General features: G+C 50.0%; 19 protein-coding genes. 16 read left to right on the top strand and 3 right to left on the bottom strand.

The genetic code is table 11. The annotated features are described in order from the left end of the window. Positions 1-216: 216 nt before the first annotated feature. From A11S_RS09200 to A11S_RS09125, 16 genes are all read left to right on the top strand, one after another. Positions 217-444, top strand: a complete 228-nt coding sequence (locus A11S_RS09200; RefSeq protein WP_041802664.1) for a hypothetical protein — start codon at positions 217-219, stop codon at positions 442-444. A 34-nt stretch (positions 445-478) separates the two neighbouring features. Beyond that, positions 479-715: an amphi-Trp domain-containing protein gene (locus tag A11S_RS09195; protein WP_015468244.1), complete on the top strand. Its 237-nt coding sequence runs from the start codon at positions 479-481 to the stop codon at positions 713-715. Between the two features lie 32 nt (positions 716-747). Continuing rightward, positions 748-1,080 (top strand): TFIIB-type zinc ribbon-containing protein, encoded by a 333-nt coding sequence (locus A11S_RS09190; RefSeq protein ID WP_041802661.1) that lies wholly within the window; start codon positions 748-750, stop codon positions 1,078-1,080. Positions 1,081-1,139: 59 nt separating this feature from the next. Next, positions 1,140-2,099: a calcium/sodium antiporter gene (locus A11S_RS09185; RefSeq protein ID WP_015468242.1), complete on the top strand. Its 960-nt coding sequence runs from the start codon at positions 1,140-1,142 to the stop codon at positions 2,097-2,099. 20 nt (positions 2,100-2,119) lie between these two features. Further along, the gene (gene htpX / locus A11S_RS09180; protein WP_041803137.1) at positions 2,120-2,995 is read left to right on the top strand and encodes a zinc metalloprotease HtpX; all 876 of its coding nucleotides are present in this window, start codon (positions 2,120-2,122) and stop codon (positions 2,993-2,995) included. 101 nt (positions 2,996-3,096) lie between these two features. Then, entirely contained in the window at positions 3,097-3,780 is a 684-nt protein-coding gene (locus tag A11S_RS09175) for a response regulator transcription factor (protein WP_015468240.1), read from the top strand. Between the two features lie 37 nt (positions 3,781-3,817). Further along, positions 3,818-5,104 carry a sensor histidine kinase gene (locus A11S_RS09170; protein WP_015468239.1) on the top strand — a complete coding sequence of 429 codons (1,287 nt, stop codon included), beginning with the start codon at positions 3,818-3,820 and terminating at the stop codon, positions 5,102-5,104. 85 nt (positions 5,105-5,189) lie between these two features. Further along, a complete protein-coding gene (locus tag A11S_RS09165; RefSeq protein WP_015468238.1) occupies positions 5,190-6,461 on the top strand; it encodes an NAD(P)/FAD-dependent oxidoreductase in 1,272 nt (423 codons plus the stop codon). After that, entirely contained in the window at positions 6,455-7,216 is a 762-nt protein-coding gene (locus A11S_RS09160) for a DUF1365 domain-containing protein (protein ID WP_041802657.1), read from the top strand. The genes A11S_RS09165 and A11S_RS09160 overlap by 7 nt, the downstream gene beginning before the upstream one ends. A 59-nt stretch (positions 7,217-7,275) precedes the next feature. Next, positions 7,276-8,436: an SAM-dependent methyltransferase gene (locus tag A11S_RS09155; protein WP_015468236.1), complete on the top strand. Its 1,161-nt coding sequence runs from the start codon at positions 7,276-7,278 to the stop codon at positions 8,434-8,436. Continuing rightward, positions 8,426-8,947: a chalcone isomerase family protein gene (locus A11S_RS09150; RefSeq protein WP_015468235.1), complete on the top strand. Its 522-nt coding sequence runs from the start codon at positions 8,426-8,428 to the stop codon at positions 8,945-8,947. Before A11S_RS09155 ends, A11S_RS09150 begins: the two co-directional genes overlap by 11 nt. Next, a complete protein-coding gene (locus tag A11S_RS09145; protein ID WP_041802654.1) occupies positions 8,944-10,227 on the top strand; it encodes an MFS transporter in 1,284 nt (427 codons plus the stop codon). The genes A11S_RS09150 and A11S_RS09145 overlap by 4 nt, the downstream gene beginning before the upstream one ends. A 28-nt stretch (positions 10,228-10,255) precedes the next feature. Next, complete coding sequence (locus tag A11S_RS09140) at positions 10,256-10,750, top strand: DUF3833 domain-containing protein (RefSeq protein ID WP_015468232.1); 495 nt, start codon at positions 10,256-10,258, stop codon at positions 10,748-10,750. Continuing rightward, entirely contained in the window at positions 10,747-11,508 is a 762-nt protein-coding gene (locus tag A11S_RS09135) for an SDR family NAD(P)-dependent oxidoreductase (RefSeq protein WP_015468231.1), read from the top strand. Before A11S_RS09140 ends, A11S_RS09135 begins: the two co-directional genes overlap by 4 nt. 13 nt (positions 11,509-11,521) lie before the next feature. Further along, positions 11,522-12,088, top strand: coding sequence for a glutathione peroxidase (locus tag A11S_RS09130; protein ID WP_015468230.1), 567 nt, complete (start codon positions 11,522-11,524; stop codon positions 12,086-12,088). Further along, a complete protein-coding gene (locus A11S_RS09125; protein WP_015468229.1) occupies positions 12,085-13,620 on the top strand; it encodes a cryptochrome/photolyase family protein in 1,536 nt (511 codons plus the stop codon). The genes A11S_RS09130 and A11S_RS09125 overlap by 4 nt, the downstream gene beginning before the upstream one ends. A 60-nt stretch (positions 13,621-13,680) precedes the next feature. Here the strand turns inward: A11S_RS09125 and A11S_RS09120 are convergent, their stop codons facing one another. From A11S_RS09120 to A11S_RS09110, 3 genes are all read right to left on the bottom strand, one after another. Next, positions 13,681-14,202 (bottom strand): hypothetical protein, encoded by a 522-nt coding sequence (locus tag A11S_RS09120; RefSeq protein ID WP_015468228.1) that lies wholly within the window; start codon positions 14,200-14,202, stop codon positions 13,681-13,683. Between the two features lie 12 nt (positions 14,203-14,214). Beyond that, complete coding sequence (locus A11S_RS09115) at positions 14,215-16,152, bottom strand: amidohydrolase (protein WP_407716443.1); 1,938 nt, start codon at positions 16,150-16,152, stop codon at positions 14,215-14,217. Between the two features lie 67 nt (positions 16,153-16,219). Further along, positions 16,220-16,840 carry an alpha/beta hydrolase gene (locus A11S_RS09110; protein ID WP_015468226.1) on the bottom strand — a complete coding sequence of 207 codons (621 nt, stop codon included), beginning with the start codon at positions 16,838-16,840 and terminating at the stop codon, positions 16,220-16,222. Positions 16,841-16,849: the final 9 nt, after the last annotated feature.

Genomic DNA, 16,849 nt, shown 5'->3' with positions numbered 1-16,849 from the left:
ATATTGAGCCACCCCCTTGCCAAGAATAAAAATCTAACTATATTTGGTCGATGTGGCGGGCCGGGCCCCTCTGGCGATAGGAAATTAATTTACAAATCTTATCGTGATGTCGGACCGCATCGGGAACATGTTTTCCGGTGTCGGCTGACTTTTTCTAAATCCTGACACCGAAAACCTCCCGATCAAAGCTGTAACTTTGATGATAAGGAGGATGATATGTCAGTGCAGCACTTCAAATCACTGTTATTCAAATCGGCTCAGATCCAGCAAGAGATCGAGAGAGAGCGCACACGCCGTTGGCCGGACTGGATGCGCCTGCTCAAGCTCAAGAAAATTTGTCTGGCGATCCGCGCGCGTATGGAAAGGTACAGGTATGACAATACGTATCTGCATCTTCAGCCTGTCCGTGTTCGCGTTCGCGGGCGGTCCGGGCGCGCCCTATAAATCCCATCAGCATTCTCATAGGAAAGGATAAATCATGACATCTGGTACAGAAACGTCGAAACAAAGCCGAGATATTGAAAAAACCTACAGCGTTGAGCAGTTTGTCGAAAAAATCCGTCGACTGGCAGACTGCCTTGAACAGGGTGATCGTTTTGATATCCAGGTTGCTGGTGAGCGTATTTACGTTCCAAAAGGTGCCGTTCTCAGCGTCGAGCATGAACGTGGGAACGGTGAAGAAGAAGTCGAATTCCAAATCAAATGGACGTATTAAGCGTAAAAATTTAAGAGAAAGAGGAGTTTCAAATGCCACTCATGACATCGCCTATTGATGGTTCCCCGATGCGTCAGATTCATCGTTATGGGATTGAACTTGACGTTTGTCCGACATCCGGCGGGATATGGCTTGATAAAGGTGAACTCGAAAAAATCTTGCATCTCGTGCGTGAGGATATGGAGGCCGAAATGCGCGCAACGGCACAATCCTATCAATCAAACAAAAGCTTTGATGGGGGTGAGCGATATCAGCGCGATGATGACGATTATCGTCGATATAAAGAAAAAGGCTATTACGGTTCCGGGAAGCATTACAAAAAAGAAGGTAAAATGTCTCGGATCATGGATCTGTTTGACTTTTAATGCCGTATGCCGGGGAAGGGGACTCTCTTCCCTGGCTGTTTTCAAGGGGAAGAAAAATAATGATTGATATTCTGATGGTTGTGGGTGGCCTGATCCTGCTGTTCTTTGGCGGCGAAGGGCTCATTCGTGGTGCTGTTTCTCTGGCACGGAATTTTGGCCTTTCCAAACTTTTGGTCAGTGCGGTCATTGTTGGTTTTGGTACGTCTATGCCCGAAATGACCGTTTCGGTCGGGGCCGCGCTAAAGGGAGCATCTGATATCGCGATTGGTAATGTCGTTGGAAGCAACATTGCCAATATCCTTCTGATTGTAGGGTTGGCGGCTGTTTTATACCCAATCACGATCGCCGGAAATTCTATCAAGCGTGATGTTTTTGTCATGCTCGGGGCCAGCCTTGCCCTGTGTGGCTTGGCGACCATGGGTATGGTTTCGTTTTTCGCTGGACTGATCATGTTTTTGGCTCTCGTCGCCTATATTGTGTGGTCTTATTGCCAGGATAAAAAGGTTTGTTCCGACGTAGCGCATCACATCGAAGAGGACGTCGAGGGGGAGCCCCGGTTAAGCCGAATGACGGCCGCTGGTTTTGCATTAGGCGGTTTGGTTCTGTTGATCGGTGGCGCGTATATCCTTGTTGAAGGTGCGGTTTCAATCGCCAGAGGTTTCGGCATATCAGAAGCCGTTATTGGGTTGACGGTCGTTGCGGTTGGTACATCCTTGCCGGAGCTGGCGACGGCCTTTATTGCGGCGATGCGCAAGCATAGCGATGTCGTGATCGGCAATATTCTGGGCAGTAATATTTTTAACATTCTGTCCATTCTTGGGGTTACGGCCATCATTTCGCCGATCCCTATCTCATCGCACATCGCCGCCTATGATGTGTGGATTATGCTGGGGGTATCTGCTTTCCTGTCTGTTTATCTGCTGCGCGGTATGACGATTGGCCGGATCAGCGGTGCGGCCATGCTGGTCGCTTATACGGCGTACACGGTCTGGCTTTATATGAATGGTACACCCACATAGATGAATGGAGGTCGCAAATGATGAGTACCATGAAAACATTTGTCCTGCTGGCCGCGATGACGGCGTTGTTCGGTGGGATTGGCATGATGCTGGGTGGCCAGCAAGGAATGGTGATCGCCCTGATTTTTGCAGCGGCGATGAATGTCGGGAGCTGGTGGTTTTCGGACAAAATGGTTTTACGCCTGTATGGTGCGAAGCTGATTGAGTCCGGTCCTATTTATGATATGACGTATGAATTGGTGCAGCGGGCCAATATGCCCATGCCTCGTGTTTATATCATTGAAAATGCCCAGCCCAATGCCTTTGCCACCGGTCGAAACCCGCAAAACGGCGCTGTGGCGGTCACGACCGGCATCATGAATATTTTGAATGAGCGTGAGTTACGCGGCGTGATCGCGCATGAGCTGGCTCATATCAAAAATCGTGACACATTGACCATGACGATTACCGCGACAATCGCGGGGGCCGTATCAATGCTAGCAAACTTCGCGATGTTTTTTGGCCATGATCGTGATCGTCCCGGCGGTATGTTGGCGTCGATAGCCGTCATGATTTTGGCGCCGCTTGCGGCCTCTTTGGTGCAAATGACCATATCGCGCGTACGCGAATATTCGGCCGATAAGGATGGCGCGGCGATATGTGGCGATCCGATGGCGTTGGCTTCAGCTTTGGAAAAACTGGATTCCATAGCCGGGAATGTCGACAATCATGTCGCTGAACAAAATCCGGCAACGGCGCATATGTTTATTGTGAACCCCCTGCATATGCGCAAGATGGACAACCTTTTTTCGACGCACCCGAGCACTGAGAATCGTGTATCAGCCTTACGAAAAATGGCGAAATCGGCCCCATCTGCGAGAAAAACAGAACAAAATCCATGGCGGCGCGCTGTCTAATGACGCGGATCAATATCGCCACCGCTTTTCCGCCATGTGGATATAGGCAAGCTGCGGGAAACGCGGTATTGATGTTTTCATGTCAGGCAGGCGGGTTTTAAATGAAAATTCTTATTGTTGAAGATGATCAGAAGATAAGGGATTACATCCATAAGGGCCTTAAAGAAGCCGGCCATGTCGTGGACCTTGCCGCGGATGGCGAGGCGGGATTGCATCTGGCATCAAATGAAAAATATGATGTTTTAGTGATTGACCGCATGTTGCCAAAGATGGACGGCCTGTCTGTCATACGAACATTGCGTGGCAGTGGGAACCTTACGGGTGTCCTGATTTTAAGCGCGCTTGGTGATGTTGATGACCGGGTATCCGGCCTTCGCTCTGGCGGGGATGATTATCTTGTTAAACCGTTCGCGTTTATCGAGCTCCTTGCGCGCGTTGAGGCACTGGGCAAACGATCGGCAGTGGCCAATAAAACGCAGCAATCAGCCATTCTAACAGCCTGTGACCTTGAAATGGATCTTTTAAGTCGCAAGGTGAAACGCGCGGGCCGTTTTATTGAATTGCAGGCGCGCGAGTTTCAGCTTCTCGAGTATCTGTTGAAGTTTAAAGGCCAGCTTGTAACCCGGACAATGTTACTGGAGGGTGTGTGGGATTATCATTTTGATCCACAAACCAGCGTCATCGACGTGCATATCAGCCGTCTGCGCAAAAAGCTGGGTGATGCGGATAACAGTTTTATCAAGACGGTGCGCGGTGCGGGATACATTATCGAAGACAGTTTCTAGGCGATATCTGGACAGCTCAAGTTTCAGGATGGCTTTATTGTTTACCATCCTGCTGGCTTTGTCTGCGGGGATGTTAGGCTATTTTCTGACCGAGTTCGGGAAGCGCGAATTTCTCCGTGAAAGCGAAGCGGCGATTAATATTGAAATCGCCATGCTTTCCACTCTTGCCGAAACAAAGAACGATAATCTTGTCCCCTATATCAAGCGGCGTGGAGACAATGATCCGATTGTTCGTTTTCGTTATGAATCCGTAAATGGTACCCTCATCGCCGGGGCCATTGACCCCATGCCAAACGATATTGAAAATTTTATGGAAGGCGTTTTACGCTTTACGCTGAATACAGCAGATGGCGCGCAGGTTTTTGCAGCAAAAATCCATACGTTTGATGATGGATCAAGGGTCATCGTCGCGCGAAACGTGAATGAATTAATCACAAGCCATGAAACCCTGAAACATATGACATGGATGGTTATGGTTTTGATGCTGGCTGTCGTTATTGTCAGTTTCGGGATCAGTTATTTCGTGGTGAGCCGAATTAATCGTATTGCCGCAACGGCACAGAATATTATTGAAACGGGCGATCTGTCACAACGTTTGTCAATTGATAGCGAATGGGATGATCTAAGCAGCCTTGCGACCGTCCTGAACGAATTCTTGGAGAAAATAGAAAGCTTGATGAGTGGTATTCGTGAGGTCAGCAATAACATTGCGCATGACTTGCGGACCCCATTAACTGGCTTGCGGAGTGATATAGAGGCGTTGAAAAATCAGCCTGCGGATCCCCGCAAAATCGATACGCTGTTGGCCGATGCAGACCGTATTCTTGGAATTTTTCATGCACTACTGCGCATCGCAAATATTGAGAAGGGGAAGCGCGCAGATTTTTTCCGTGATTTCGACCTGTCCCGTCTTTTGCTTGATGTTGCCGAATTATACGAGCCCGTAGCAGAAGAAAAAATGGTGAAGCTTGAAACGCATATTTCGCCTGGCTTGTTTATAAAAGGCGACAGAGATCAAATTTTTCAGATGTGCACGAATATCCTCGATAACGCGATTAAATTTGCACCGCCGCATTCAGTTGTTCGCGTTCTGGCGGCGGTTGATGGAAAGCGCATAGCGTTGCGTGTCGAAGACCGCGGCCAAGGCATTCCCGATCATGAGAAGGACGATGTTTTTAAACATTTTTACCGCTGTGATAGCAGCCGCAGCACCCCAGGAAACGGCCTGGGCCTGAGCCTGGTTCAGGCTGTGGTTAACCAGCATCAGGCAAAAATCATACTCGAGGATGCAAATCCGGGGTTGTGTGTGCGCATTTTGTTCTAACCTTACCAATAATTCAGAATTGTGTAAGCTTGAGGCAAAAGCCTGTCCTTTAATAATAAAGTAAGAACGATGAAGGATTCCGGTCTTGGGCACACATGCGCGTAAAAATATAGCGGTTATCGGAACGGGAATCTCCGGCTTGGGGATCGCATCTCTGCTGCATCCCCATCACGACGTAACGCTATACGAAAAAAACGCCTATGTTGGTGGCCACAGTCGTACTGTAGAGGCGAAGACATCCGATGGTGTCGTTCCCGTTGATACGGGATTTATCGTGTTTAATAAGAAAAATTACCCACTCCTGACACGTCTTTTTGAACATCTTGATGTGCCTATCGTTGAAAGCGATATGTCATTCGGGGCGAGTGTGGGGGGCGGTTGGCTTGAATATGGTACCCGCACGGTATCCGGTTTGCTCGCGCAAAAGACCAATCTTTTCCGGCCGGCATTCTGGCGCATGATCCTTGATATTCTAAAATTTAACGCACAGGCGAAGCGCTATATTGATAAAGACCCCGCATTTACGCTGGGGGCGTGCCTGGATGAGCTGGGGATGGGGCGGTGGTTCCGTGATTATTACCTTTTGGCTATGGGGGGCGCGATATGGAGCACGCCAGTCGGAGGGATGTTGGATTTTCCGGCCTGTACATTTATTCGATTCTTTGAAAATCATGGGTTATTGACGGTTAATGACCATCCGCAATGGTATACGGTACGCGGCGGAAGCCGTGAATATGTGCGTCGTTTGACGGCCAATTTTCAGGATCGCATCCTGACAAATCGGGGTGTCGTGTCTGTGCGCCGTACAGAGTCAGGTGTTGTGGTTGAGGACGTATCCGGCGATGTTCGTGCCTTTGATGAAGTTGTTTTTGCATGCCACGCGGATCAGGCCTTAACCATGATGGCCGATGCCAGCGCGGATGAGAAAAAGATTCTTTCTGCGTTCAAATACCAGCCAAACCGTGCCGTCCTGCACAGCGACACGCAATTTATGCCGAATCGGCATGACGCCTGGGCCAGTTGGGTTTATCTGTCTGAGAATGTGGCCGATGCAAATCCGTGCGTTTCCCTCAGCTATTGGATGAACAATCTGCAACCGATTGGGGTGAAAGACACCATCATTGCAACGCTTAATCCCGGTCGCGATCCAAAAGCGGATTTAGTTTACGATGATTATATGTTCGATCACCCTGTTTTTGATGAAGGGGCAATTCGTGGTCAGTCCATGATTGGATCCATACAGGGAAAGAACAAATTCTGGTTCTGTGGTGCGTATCAGCGCTATGGTTTCCATGAAGATGGGTTGGCGAGTGCGGTTGTTGTTGCGGCGCATATGGGAATTGATCCGCCATGGTAAGCGAGCCCCGGCTATATACCGCAAAAGTGATGCATCGAAGGGTTTTCCCAAAGGAAAACAGCTTTTCCTATGGGGTATATTATTTGGCGTTGCCGTTGCCTGCCCAAAAAATCCCTGGCCGCCTTGCCAGTTTTTACCCGAAGGATCTGGGCAAGCGTGACGGTACTGATCCGCTGCCGTGGGTGCAATCCATTCTTTCTTCCCATGGATTTAAGGATGATGTTAAGGACATCATTCTGATTACGATGCCGCGGATTTTGGGGTATGTCTTTAACCCAGTCAGCTTTTATCTCTGCCTTGATGAAAAAGGTGTTTTGAGAGCGGTCCTGTGCGACGTTCACAATACTTTTGGTGAACAGCATAGCTATCTGTGCGCTCATCCCGATCATACCCCTATTAAGGGTGAAGATTGGCTAGAGGCAGAAAAATTATTCCATGTCTCTCCTTTCCTTGCACGCGATGGATCGTACAAATTCCGTTTTGACCTGCGACAAGACGGGCTTGGGGTTTTTATTGATTATTACGACGGGCATGGCCAGCGACAGTTAGTCACATCTCTGTTGGGGGAATTCTCTCCATTGAACAAAAAAACCTTGAGCAGTGCGTTCTGGCGGCATCCATGTGTGACGTTAAAGGCAATTTTTCTGATTCACTGGCAAGCGTTGCGGCTTATCGCCAAGGGAATCCGTTATGTTTCAAAGCCCGATCAGCGCACAGAAAAGATCAGCGCAACGCGCAATCTTGGTAAAATGTAAGGGCTAAAAAACTTCATGAAATTCAAATCGTTTTAACGGTTAATTTAAAAGGCAAAATCATGCTGGATCGCTTGATAACAAATCGCTTTCTGGAGTCTCTGAATAATATTCGCTACGGTTCCTTGTCTGTGACAACGCCGGACGGAAAGATTCGCTCTTTCCATGGGAATTTCCCGGGCGCTACGGCGGAGCTGGTTCTTCATGATTGGCATGTCCTGGCCGGTGCCATGTGTCGCGGCGATATCGCGCTGGCGGAAACGTATCGCGATGGAAAATGGGATTCACCTGATCCCGCCAGCTTGTTTGAATTTGGCATGCAAAACCAATCTGTTCTCGATGATTATATTGCCGGTGCCTCGTTCGGCCGGGTTGCGGCCAGAATGGCTTACATTTTTACCCGCAATACAATTCGTGGCAGTCGAAAAAACATCCATGCGCACTATGATATCGGCAATGATTTTTATGCGCTTTGGCTCGACCCGACCATGACCTATTCGGCGGCGATGTTCAGTAACCAAAATGAACCCTTGGACAAGGCGCAAAATCGTAAATATGACCGAATTATTGAGCGAATGAAGCCGTCTGGCCGTTTGCTGGAAATTGGGTGCGGGTGGGGAGGTTTCGCCGAGCGTGCCATGGAAAAGGGGGATTACGCAATCAAGGGGTTGACGATATCACAGGAGCAACATGATTATGCGTCGCGTCGCCTTGGGAAAAACGCAACAATCGCGCTTGAGGATTACCGTCACCAAAAAGGCCTATATGATCAGATTGTTTCAATCGAGATGTTCGAAGCTGTCGGAGAAAAATTTTGGCCAGTTTACTTTTCAAAAATAAAATCCTTGCTGGCGCAAAAGGGGGCTGCGCTTATCCAGACGATCACTATTTCTGATGCTTGTTTTGATCGCTATCGCAAGGGTGGAGACGCCATTCGCACATTCATATTTCCGGGCGGGATGTTGCCATCCCCTGAACGGTTTCGTGTGGAGAGTGAGAAGGCCGGTTTGCAAGTCTCTGATTCATTCGCCTTTGGGCAGGATTATGCCCTGACTTTGACGCGCTGGTTGGAAAATTTTGATGCCCGCGTCGATGATGTAAAGGCCATGGGGTTTGATGATAAGTTTATTCGTTTGTGGCGTTTTTATCTGACGTCCTGTATCGCGGCATTTCGCCATGGCCGTACCGATGTGATGCAGTGGGAGTTGCGCCATGCTGCGTAATATTATTGCAGTTCTTTTGGTGGTGATGTCCCTTCCGCAGCCGGCCGTTGCCGCTTCGGATGTCATCCTGGCAAAATTGCAGAACCCCAAAATTGTTGGCGAAGGTGTTTTGACCTATGCATTCTGGGATGTTTACAAAGCGACTTTGTACGCCCCGGATGGGCGGTGGGATGCCCGAAAGCCCTTTGTTCTGTCCATCGAATATTATCGCGATATAAAGGGCGCGGCGATTGCTGACCGATCCGTGCAAGAAATCCGGCGCCAGGGTTTTTCGGATGAAGTCATTCTAGCGGCCTGGCATTCCCAAATGAAGGGGATCTTTCCCGATGTTCAAAATGGAACAACGCTTTCGGCGGCATATATTCCTGGGAAAGAGACAATTTTTTACCGTAATGGTAAAAGAATTTCCACCATCAAGGGTGATGCTTTTGCCCAACATTTCTTTGCGATATGGCTTGGCCAGAATACGTCAGAGCCAAGCTTGCGCCAGGCGTTGTTGGGGGATAAATGAACCAAACGCCGGTCACGCGCGATAAGCTTTTTCAGTATGGCGCAATTGCCATACCGCTGGCGTTTGCGGGTTTCCCACTTTATGTCCTGGCGCCCGACTTCTATGCCACGAACCATGGAATATCGCTTGCGCTTTTGGGCATGATATTGTTGTTCATCAGGCTTTGGGATGCGGTGCAAGACCCTTTAATCGGCTGGTTGGTCGACAAATCGGTTCGTTTTTTTGTGCCGATTACCACTGTTGCGCTTTTGTCTTTATGTCTGTCAATCACGCTTCTGTTTAATACGATCATGCTGTCACCGCTTATATGGTTCGGTGCTTGCATGTTTATGGCCGTTACGGCATACAGCGTGATTGCGATTATCCTTGGTGCGCAAGCAACATTGTGGACCGAAGACAAAAATGATCAGACACGAATCGCTGGAGTCCGCGAGGCATTCGGACTTGTCGGCCTTATCCTCGCCGTTTCGATGCCGTCCATCTTGCAGGACATTGTGCCGGAAGGCCGTGTGTATCTTTGGTATGGTTTTATCCTGACCATTTTGGGAGCTATTGCTCTCTTTCTTTTCTCAAAAGCGGCTCGCATTAATATATCGCGCACACCATCTTTGCGGGTGCCTTCCCCCTTCACTGCGGTGCGGTCCACGCCGCGTCAGATGGGGCGCTTTTTCGCTATTTATGCAGTCAGTATGCTTGCATCGAGCGTTCCTGCGGTTCTTGTGATTTTCTTTGTGCGCGATTTGCTGGGCGCGGAACATATGGTGGGGCCATTTCTCCTGCTCTATTTTCTGTCGGGAATTGTGGGGATGCCCCTTTGGAAAAAAATCAGCGAAGCCCGCGGAAAATACGCGGCCTGGGCGATGTCCAATATTCTGGCTATCGCTGGATTCGCGGGGGCCTTCCTTCTTGGACATGGCGACATTGTGGCTTACGCCATCGTGTGCCTGGTTTCTGGCTTGGCCTTGGGGGCGGATTTGACGTTGCCGCCATCAATCCTGTCCAGCCAAATTCACGCGGACAACAAGCAAAATCTGTCTGGAACCTATTACGCGCTTTTGGCTTTTATTGGAAAAATAAGCCTCGCTGTCGCTTCGGCGATTGCGCTTCCCTATCTCGATTATGCTGGGTTTGTGCCGCAGGCCATAAACGCCCCGAATTCTTTATGGTCGCTTTCTCTGGCTTACGCATTGATACCATGCGTGCTGAAATTCATCGCGGCGGTTTTGCTCTATTGTTTCTTCATCGCCCCGTCTTCAGGAGAGAAAAATGAAACCGTTTAAGATTATTGCAACTATAGGAGCCCTAATCATGCTGAGTAGCTGTGCCGGAAATAATATTGATTATTACAAAGGAACGACACCGCAGGCGGATATTCGTGAATATTTTAACGGTCCCGTCAAAGCATGGGGGATCGTGCAGGATTGGCGCGGGCGTGTCGTGCGTCGTTTCGATGTTGATATGGTCGGAACGTGGGATGGTGATGTTGGAACACTGATTGAAAACTTTAATTATTATGATGGAAAGACGCAGCAGCGCGTATGGACCATTACGAAACAGCCGGATGGAAGCTATACCGGAACGGCGTCCGATATTATAGACAAAGCCAGTGGCGTAGCCGAGGGTAGCGCTGTACGTTGGAATTATGTGATGGATTTGCCTGTGGGTGATAAAGTATATCGCATTCGTTTCGATGATTGGATGTGGGTTATGAATGACGGTGTTTTGATAAATCGTTCCTACTTGAAAAAGTTCGGCGTAACGGTGTCTGAACTGACAATTTTCATGCAGAAGCAAGCGCAATGACAAAGCGGGGGTACGAAAATCAGGTTGTATGGATCGTTGGGGCCAGCAGCGGGATAGGTTTATCCCTTGCGCGGGACCTGTCCGCGCGCGGTGCCATTCTCGCGCTTTCTGCCCGGCGTAAAGATGACCTTGAACGCATCGCCGCCGAATTAGGGCCGCAACATCGTGTGTTCGCCCTTGACGTTACGAATGCAGATGCAGTGATGCGTACCGCGCAGGCCATTCGTGCCGCGTTTGGCCGGATCGACCGTGTCATTTATCTTGCTGCGGCGTATGTCCCCATGAAAATGGATTCGTTGGACATTGCCGTTTCCGGGGAAATTGTTTCCGTGAATTTAATGGGAGCGTTCAATCTGGTGCATGCAGTTTTTCCGATCCTCAAGGAACAGCCGGAAAATTCACAGATTGCTCTGTGTGGTAGTGTCGCGGGATATATCGGCCTTCCCAAGGGGCAACCATATAGCGCGACAAAGGCGGCCATCATAAACCTCGCCGAAACGCTAAGGGCGGAATGCGACAATCACATTGATGTGAAGCTAATTAGCCCCGGTTTCGTACGGACGCCCCTGACGGAAAAAAATGAGTTCACCATGCCGGCCTTGATGGAGGCGGAGCAGGCGGCTTCGGCCATTGCCGATGGATTATTGTCCCGGCGCTTTGAAATTCATTTTCCAAAGGCATTGACGGTGCCAATGAAAATGCTGCGTGCTTTGCCCTATGGCTTGTCCTTAAGGCTGATGCGCATGATTAAAACATAAGGAAAAAATCAAAATGAAAAATTTTATTCGTACAATGATGGCGACAACCCTGTTTCTTTTTCCCGGATATGCGCAAGGCAAGGATATGACAAACCATAATGCGTATGATTTTTCCTTCAAGACGTTAATGGGCGAGGCGCCTTTGCCCCTCACTCAATTTGAAGGAAAAGTTATAATGATTGTGAATACGGCTTCGTATTGCGGGTTCACATCGCAGTTTCAGGCGCTCGAGGAGATTTATAATGTCTACAGGGACGATGGTTTTGTTGTGATTGGGGTGCCAAGCAATGATTTTGGTGGGCAAGAGCCGGGCACAAATCAGGAAATCGCGACATTCTGCAAGGCAAATTACGGTGTTACATTTCCAATGGCGTCCAAGGAAATTGTCTCTGGCGATAATGCGCATCCTTTTTACCTTTGGGCGCGACAAACTCTTGGTTTTGGAACGGCGCCTAAATGGAACTTCCATAAATACCTTGTCGACCGGAACGGAAATCTAATCGATTATTTTAATTCCACAACGGCACCGGATAGCAAACGCGTCAAGGCCGCGATTGAGAAGGCGCTTGGAGAGAAATGACGACCCTTCGCCTCGTTCTGGGGGATCAGCTTTCCACGACATTGTCCAGCCTTGATGACTGCGCGGATGGCGATGTCATTTTAATGTGCGAGGTGATGGAGGAGGCGACGTATGTTCGCCACCATCCAAAAAAAATAGCCTTTCTTTTTTCCGCGATGCGCCATTTTGCACAAGAGTTAGTGGAAAAGGGGTATAGGGTTGTTTACGTTTCGCTGGATGATCCTGAAAATACCGGAAGCCTTAAGGGGGAGGTCTCGCGGATCCTTCACAGGGAACGAGCAAAAAGAATTGTCATTACGGAGCCCGGTGAATACAGGCTGCTAAAGGATTTTGAATCGTGGCATACCGAGCTTGGTGTTCCCGTTGATATTCGTCCTGATACCCGTTTTTTGTGTGGGATAAGCGAGTTTTCGCAATGGGCCGAAGGCCGCAAGCAATTACGTATGGAATATTTTTATCGCGTTATGCGCAAAAAATATAACATCCTGATTGATGAAAACGGTGAGCCGACCGGAGGGCAGTGGAATTTTGACAAAGAAAACCGTAAATCCCCACCGCGCGGTCTTTTTTCACCACGGCGCATATCTCATGCAAAGGATGAAATAACCAGGAATGTCCTGTCCCTTGTTAAAGAACGTTTTTCAAATCATTTCGGGCATCTGGAGCCCTTTCACTATGCGATCAACCGTGAACAGGCCTTGATCGAGCTGGATCATTTCATCACGAAATTATTACCGCATTTTGGTGATTATCAGGATTGCATGGTGTCGGGCGAGCCCTATCTTTACCATTCGCTGATTTCCTCCTATCTGAATGCTGGCTTGCTTCTGCCGTTGGAGATATGCCGCCAGGCCGAGGCCGCCTATCTGTCTGGCCATGTGCCCTTGAACGCGGCGGAGGGGTTTATCCGCCAAATTCTGGGTTGGCGCGAATATGTCCGCGGCGTTTACTGGTTGCATATGCCCGAATACGGCGAAATGAATTATTTCAATGCATGCGAACCGCTTCCCGATTTCTATTGGACCGCAGATACAAAAATGACCTGTGTCCGCGAAGCTGTTTGTCACACACGTGATCACGCCTATTCGCATCATATACAGCGATTAATGGTGACAGGTAATTTTGCCTTGTTGGCTGGCCTTGATGTCAGGCAGGTGCAGGAATGGTATCTCGCTGTATATAGCGATGCGTATGAATGGGTTGAAATGCCCAATACACTGGGCATGGCTCTGTTCGGGGATGGCGGGATCATGGGCAGCAAGCCTTATGCTGCGAGCGGAAAATACATCAATAAAATGAGCAATTTTTGTACACGTTGCGCGTATGATGTGAACGATATGACGGGGCCGCGGGCCTGCCCGTTTAATGCTTTATACTGGGACTTCATGGCGCGCAACGAAGCCAAACTGAGGCCGAACCATCGTCTACCCTATGTCTACGCCACCTGGGACAAATTCAGCCCGGAAAAGAAGCAGGCCATTCGTGAGAAGGCGCAATCAATTTTACGCGATATGCGTGATAATGCGCTCTAATCTTCCTATTTTTTCGTTAGGTTCCGCATCCCGTTAAAACTCATTCAATAAATGAATGTTTTAGCTGCGATGTAGCCATGGTTTTAAATGTTTGACGAGGAAAGGCATGACAATCCATGTCAGCATTGCGACCATACAGGCAGAAAAAATGAACGATCGAAGAGGCAAAGGCAACGGTTCCAAAGCTTTGGCGACTGTATAGGTCAACAGAAGGCTGACCGGATAAACGCCCGCCAAAGTCACCAGCGCCATTTTCCAGCGTGCCGGTGCGCCGGGCGTGCGGAACCATGCTTCAAGGCCGGTCAGGTCGCGGTATGTGGCTTCACCTTCGGTGAGTGTTGCTGCATAGGCATCCCACTCCTTAAAGAAGGCGGAGTTATAGAACGCCTCACGTTCTTCCTGGTTCGCAAACGTGCGCAGGATGCCGATTTCATGTGTTCTTTCATGTGGAAACGTAATGATTCCGGCGCCGTGAACGGCATCATTCTCGAATGATTTTCCAATGAAACGGCGCAAGGCATCGTGAAACTCCTGCTCTTTACCGGGCAGGGCCTTGCGGGTGATGGCAACATGAATGGGCATTGACGTCTCCTGTTAATAGGCGAAGCAGCCGCAGCCCATAGACCACGGGTTTTCAAAATTGGGTTTCTTTGTCTTGTCATCCAGGCCCAGCCATTTTGATAGCTTTCCATCGTGGCCAGCGCCATGGCCATGATGGGCGCAACCATGAACGGCACATGATGGGGCTGCGGCCATTTCAAACTGCGGCGATTCCGCAAGGCTGGCATGCTGGTACCCGCCAAAACGTTTAACAGGTGACCAGTCGGGGCTGATCGGGGGCAGCGGTGCATCGAATGACTTGAATGCGTCGGCCGCATATACAATTTTGCCGCCCACAATCGTCATCACAGATGTCAGGCTTTTGATCTCGTCATCAGGTATATGCATGAAATCTTTGGAGAGCACGGCAAAGTCGGCATATTGCCCCGGGCTAATGGTGCCTTTTACCGATTCTTCGCTCGACTTATAGGCGCTGCCCTGTGTCCACAGACGCAAAGCTTCTTCGCGGTTCAGGCGATTGGCATCCCCATAGAGAGCCAGTCCGCCGACCGTCCTTCCCGTTATCATCCAGTAAAGCGATACCCAGGGGTTATAGCTGGCCACGCGTGTGGCATCAGTGCCGCCCCCTACGGGTACACCCATATCGAGCATTTTGCGGATCGGCGGGCTGTTTTCGGCGGCTTCCTTGCCATAGCGATCAACGAAATATTCGCCCTGGAACGCCATGCGATGCTGGATTGCGACGCCACCATTCAGGCGTTTAATCCGCTCAAGATTCCTCTCGCTGACTGTTTCCGCATGATCGAAGAACCAGCGTAAATTGTTAAACGGCGTATCTTTGTTAATGTCTTCAAAGACATTCAAGGCGCGGTCGATGGTTTCGTCATAGGTTGCATGCAGGCGGAATGGCCATTTTTGCTCCACCAGAAAACGCACGACATCGCCGAGTTCTTTTTCCATGGATTTCGCCATGTCAGGGCGTGGCTGCAGGAAATCTTCAAAATCTGCGGCCGAGAACGCCAGCATTTCTCCCGCACCATTATGGCGCAAGTAATCATCCCCGCTGTAAGGCGTTACAATTTTAGACCATTTTTGGAAATCTGCCAGCTCGCTCCCTTTGTTCTGTGTGAACAGGTTATAGGCGATGCGGACGGTCATCTGGCCATGGCTATGAAGCTGATTGATAACATCGTAATCATCGGGATAGTTCTGGAATCCGCCACCCGCATCGATGACCGACGTCACGCCCAGCCGGTTCAGTTCGCGCATAAAATGGCGGGTGGAATTGATCTGATCAGACAGGGGCAATTTCGGCCCCTTGGCCAACGTGGAATAAAGGATCAGCGCATTGGGTTCGGCAATCAACATGCCTGTGGGGTTGCCGTTGGCATCACGCTCGATACGGCCACCGACAGGGTCGGGTGTATCCCTGGTTATGCCTGCGGCCTTTAATGCGGCACCGTTTAATAACGCACGGTCATAAAGATGCAGGATGAACACGGGTGTATCAGGGGCCGCGGCATTAATTTCCGCCAGTGTCGGCATGCGGCGTTCCTTGAACTGGAATTCACTCCAGCCCCCGACCACACGCACCCATTGCGGCGCGGGTGTATTATCGGCCTGAATTTTCAGCATTAACAAGGCGTCAGCAAGGCTGGTGACGCCGTCCCAGCGGAGCTCCATATTGTAGTTCAGCCCGCCCCGGATCAGGTGCGTATGCGAATCGTTCAGGCCCGGAATGACCCGGTGTCCCTTAAGGTCGATATAACGCGCGTGTTCGCCTGCGATCTGTCGCATGTCTTTATCGCTTCCGACGGCAACGATTTGACCGCCTGCCAGTGCGACCGCGCTGACCTCAGGCTGCTTCTGATCCAGCGTTGTGATCTTGCCGTTATAAAAGACGGTGTCGGGCGTTAACGGTGACATGGCATGAACATCCTTGGTCATAAGGTGGAATGAAGCAGGGAGCATAAGTCCCGCGCCCAGAACAGCGGCGCTTTGCATGAAGGTGCGGCGTTTTATGTCTTTTGAAAGAAAATTATCTGGCATGATGTTCCCTGTCTATCCAGTTCTTTATATCGGAAAAGTCGGAAGGGGTCAGCCCGTGTGCCGCCGGCTTCATTGTGAATGTTATATCGGCCCCGGATTCTTTCAAAATCCATGACAGGCGCTTGGCATTGTCCACCGGGATAATCGGGTCCATCAGACCGGACAAGAGCAAAATCTTCTTGCCCGACAAGTCCGGTAAAGTTTCTGGTTCAAATGGGACCATGGCGCGCAACAAAACCGCACCGTCTAAGATTTCCGGTCTGCTCAGCAGAAGGCTGCCTGCGATGTTGGCGCCATTGGAAAAGCCCAATGCGTAGATGGGCTGTGTTAAATTATATTCTGTGCGGGCTTCGGTGATAAAATCTGCCAACTCCTGTGTGCGGAAGGCAAGATCTTCCAGATCGAATACGCCTTCGGACAGGCGGCGGAAAAAGCGCGGCATGCCGTTTTCCAGCACCTTGCCCCGTACCGAGAGGATGGCAGAGCCCGGGGCGACCGCTTGCCCCAGCTCCACCAGATCCTGCTCGTCTCCACCGGTGCCGTGCAGCAGCAGCAGAACCGGCAAAGCGGGGTCACCCGGAAGATAGATATGTTTAAAATCGGTCTTCATGGTGACCTC

The sequence above is a fragment of the Micavibrio aeruginosavorus EPB genome (assembly GCF_000348745.1).
In the GTDB taxonomy this organism is placed as follows: domain Bacteria; phylum Pseudomonadota; class Alphaproteobacteria; order Micavibrionales; family Micavibrionaceae; genus Micavibrio; species Micavibrio aeruginosavorus_A.
This window is presented reverse-complemented; position numbering and strand designations above follow the sequence as displayed.

What these genes read in the sequence shown, in the direction of transcription:
- A11S_RS09200 (WP_041802664.1), top strand. Translation starts at nt 217, where the DNA reads ATGTCAGTGCAGCACTTCAAATCACTGTTATTCAAATCGGCTCAGATC.
- A11S_RS09195 (WP_015468244.1), top strand. Translation starts at nt 479, where the DNA reads ATGACATCTGGTACAGAAACGTCGAAACAAAGCCGAGATATTGAAAAA.
- A11S_RS09190 (WP_041802661.1), top strand. Translation starts at nt 748, where the DNA reads ATGCCACTCATGACATCGCCTATTGATGGTTCCCCGATGCGTCAGATT.
- A11S_RS09185 (WP_015468242.1), top strand. Translation starts at nt 1,140, where the DNA reads ATGATTGATATTCTGATGGTTGTGGGTGGCCTGATCCTGCTGTTCTTT.
- htpX (WP_041803137.1), top strand. Translation starts at nt 2,120, where the DNA reads ATGAGTACCATGAAAACATTTGTCCTGCTGGCCGCGATGACGGCGTTG.
- A11S_RS09175 (WP_015468240.1), top strand. Translation starts at nt 3,097, where the DNA reads ATGAAAATTCTTATTGTTGAAGATGATCAGAAGATAAGGGATTACATC.
- A11S_RS09160 (WP_041802657.1), top strand. Translation starts at nt 6,455, where the DNA reads ATGGTAAGCGAGCCCCGGCTATATACCGCAAAAGTGATGCATCGAAGG.
- A11S_RS09155 (WP_015468236.1), top strand. Translation starts at nt 7,276, where the DNA reads ATGCTGGATCGCTTGATAACAAATCGCTTTCTGGAGTCTCTGAATAAT.
- A11S_RS09150 (WP_015468235.1), top strand. Translation starts at nt 8,426, where the DNA reads ATGCTGCGTAATATTATTGCAGTTCTTTTGGTGGTGATGTCCCTTCCG.
- A11S_RS09145 (WP_041802654.1), top strand. Translation starts at nt 8,944, where the DNA reads ATGAACCAAACGCCGGTCACGCGCGATAAGCTTTTTCAGTATGGCGCA.
- A11S_RS09140 (WP_015468232.1), top strand. Translation starts at nt 10,256, where the DNA reads ATGCTGAGTAGCTGTGCCGGAAATAATATTGATTATTACAAAGGAACG.
- A11S_RS09135 (WP_015468231.1), top strand. Translation starts at nt 10,747, where the DNA reads ATGACAAAGCGGGGGTACGAAAATCAGGTTGTATGGATCGTTGGGGCC.
- A11S_RS09130 (WP_015468230.1), top strand. Translation starts at nt 11,522, where the DNA reads ATGAAAAATTTTATTCGTACAATGATGGCGACAACCCTGTTTCTTTTT.
- A11S_RS09125 (WP_015468229.1), top strand. Translation starts at nt 12,085, where the DNA reads ATGACGACCCTTCGCCTCGTTCTGGGGGATCAGCTTTCCACGACATTG.
- A11S_RS09120 (WP_015468228.1), bottom strand. Translation starts at nt 14,202, where the DNA reads ATGCCCATTCATGTTGCCATCACCCGCAAGGCCCTGCCCGGTAAAGAG.
- A11S_RS09115 (WP_407716443.1), bottom strand. Translation starts at nt 16,152, where the DNA reads ATGCTCCCTGCTTCATTCCACCTTATGACCAAGGATGTTCATGCCATG.
- A11S_RS09110 (WP_015468226.1), bottom strand. Translation starts at nt 16,840, where the DNA reads ATGAAGACCGATTTTAAACATATCTATCTTCCGGGTGACCCCGCTTTG.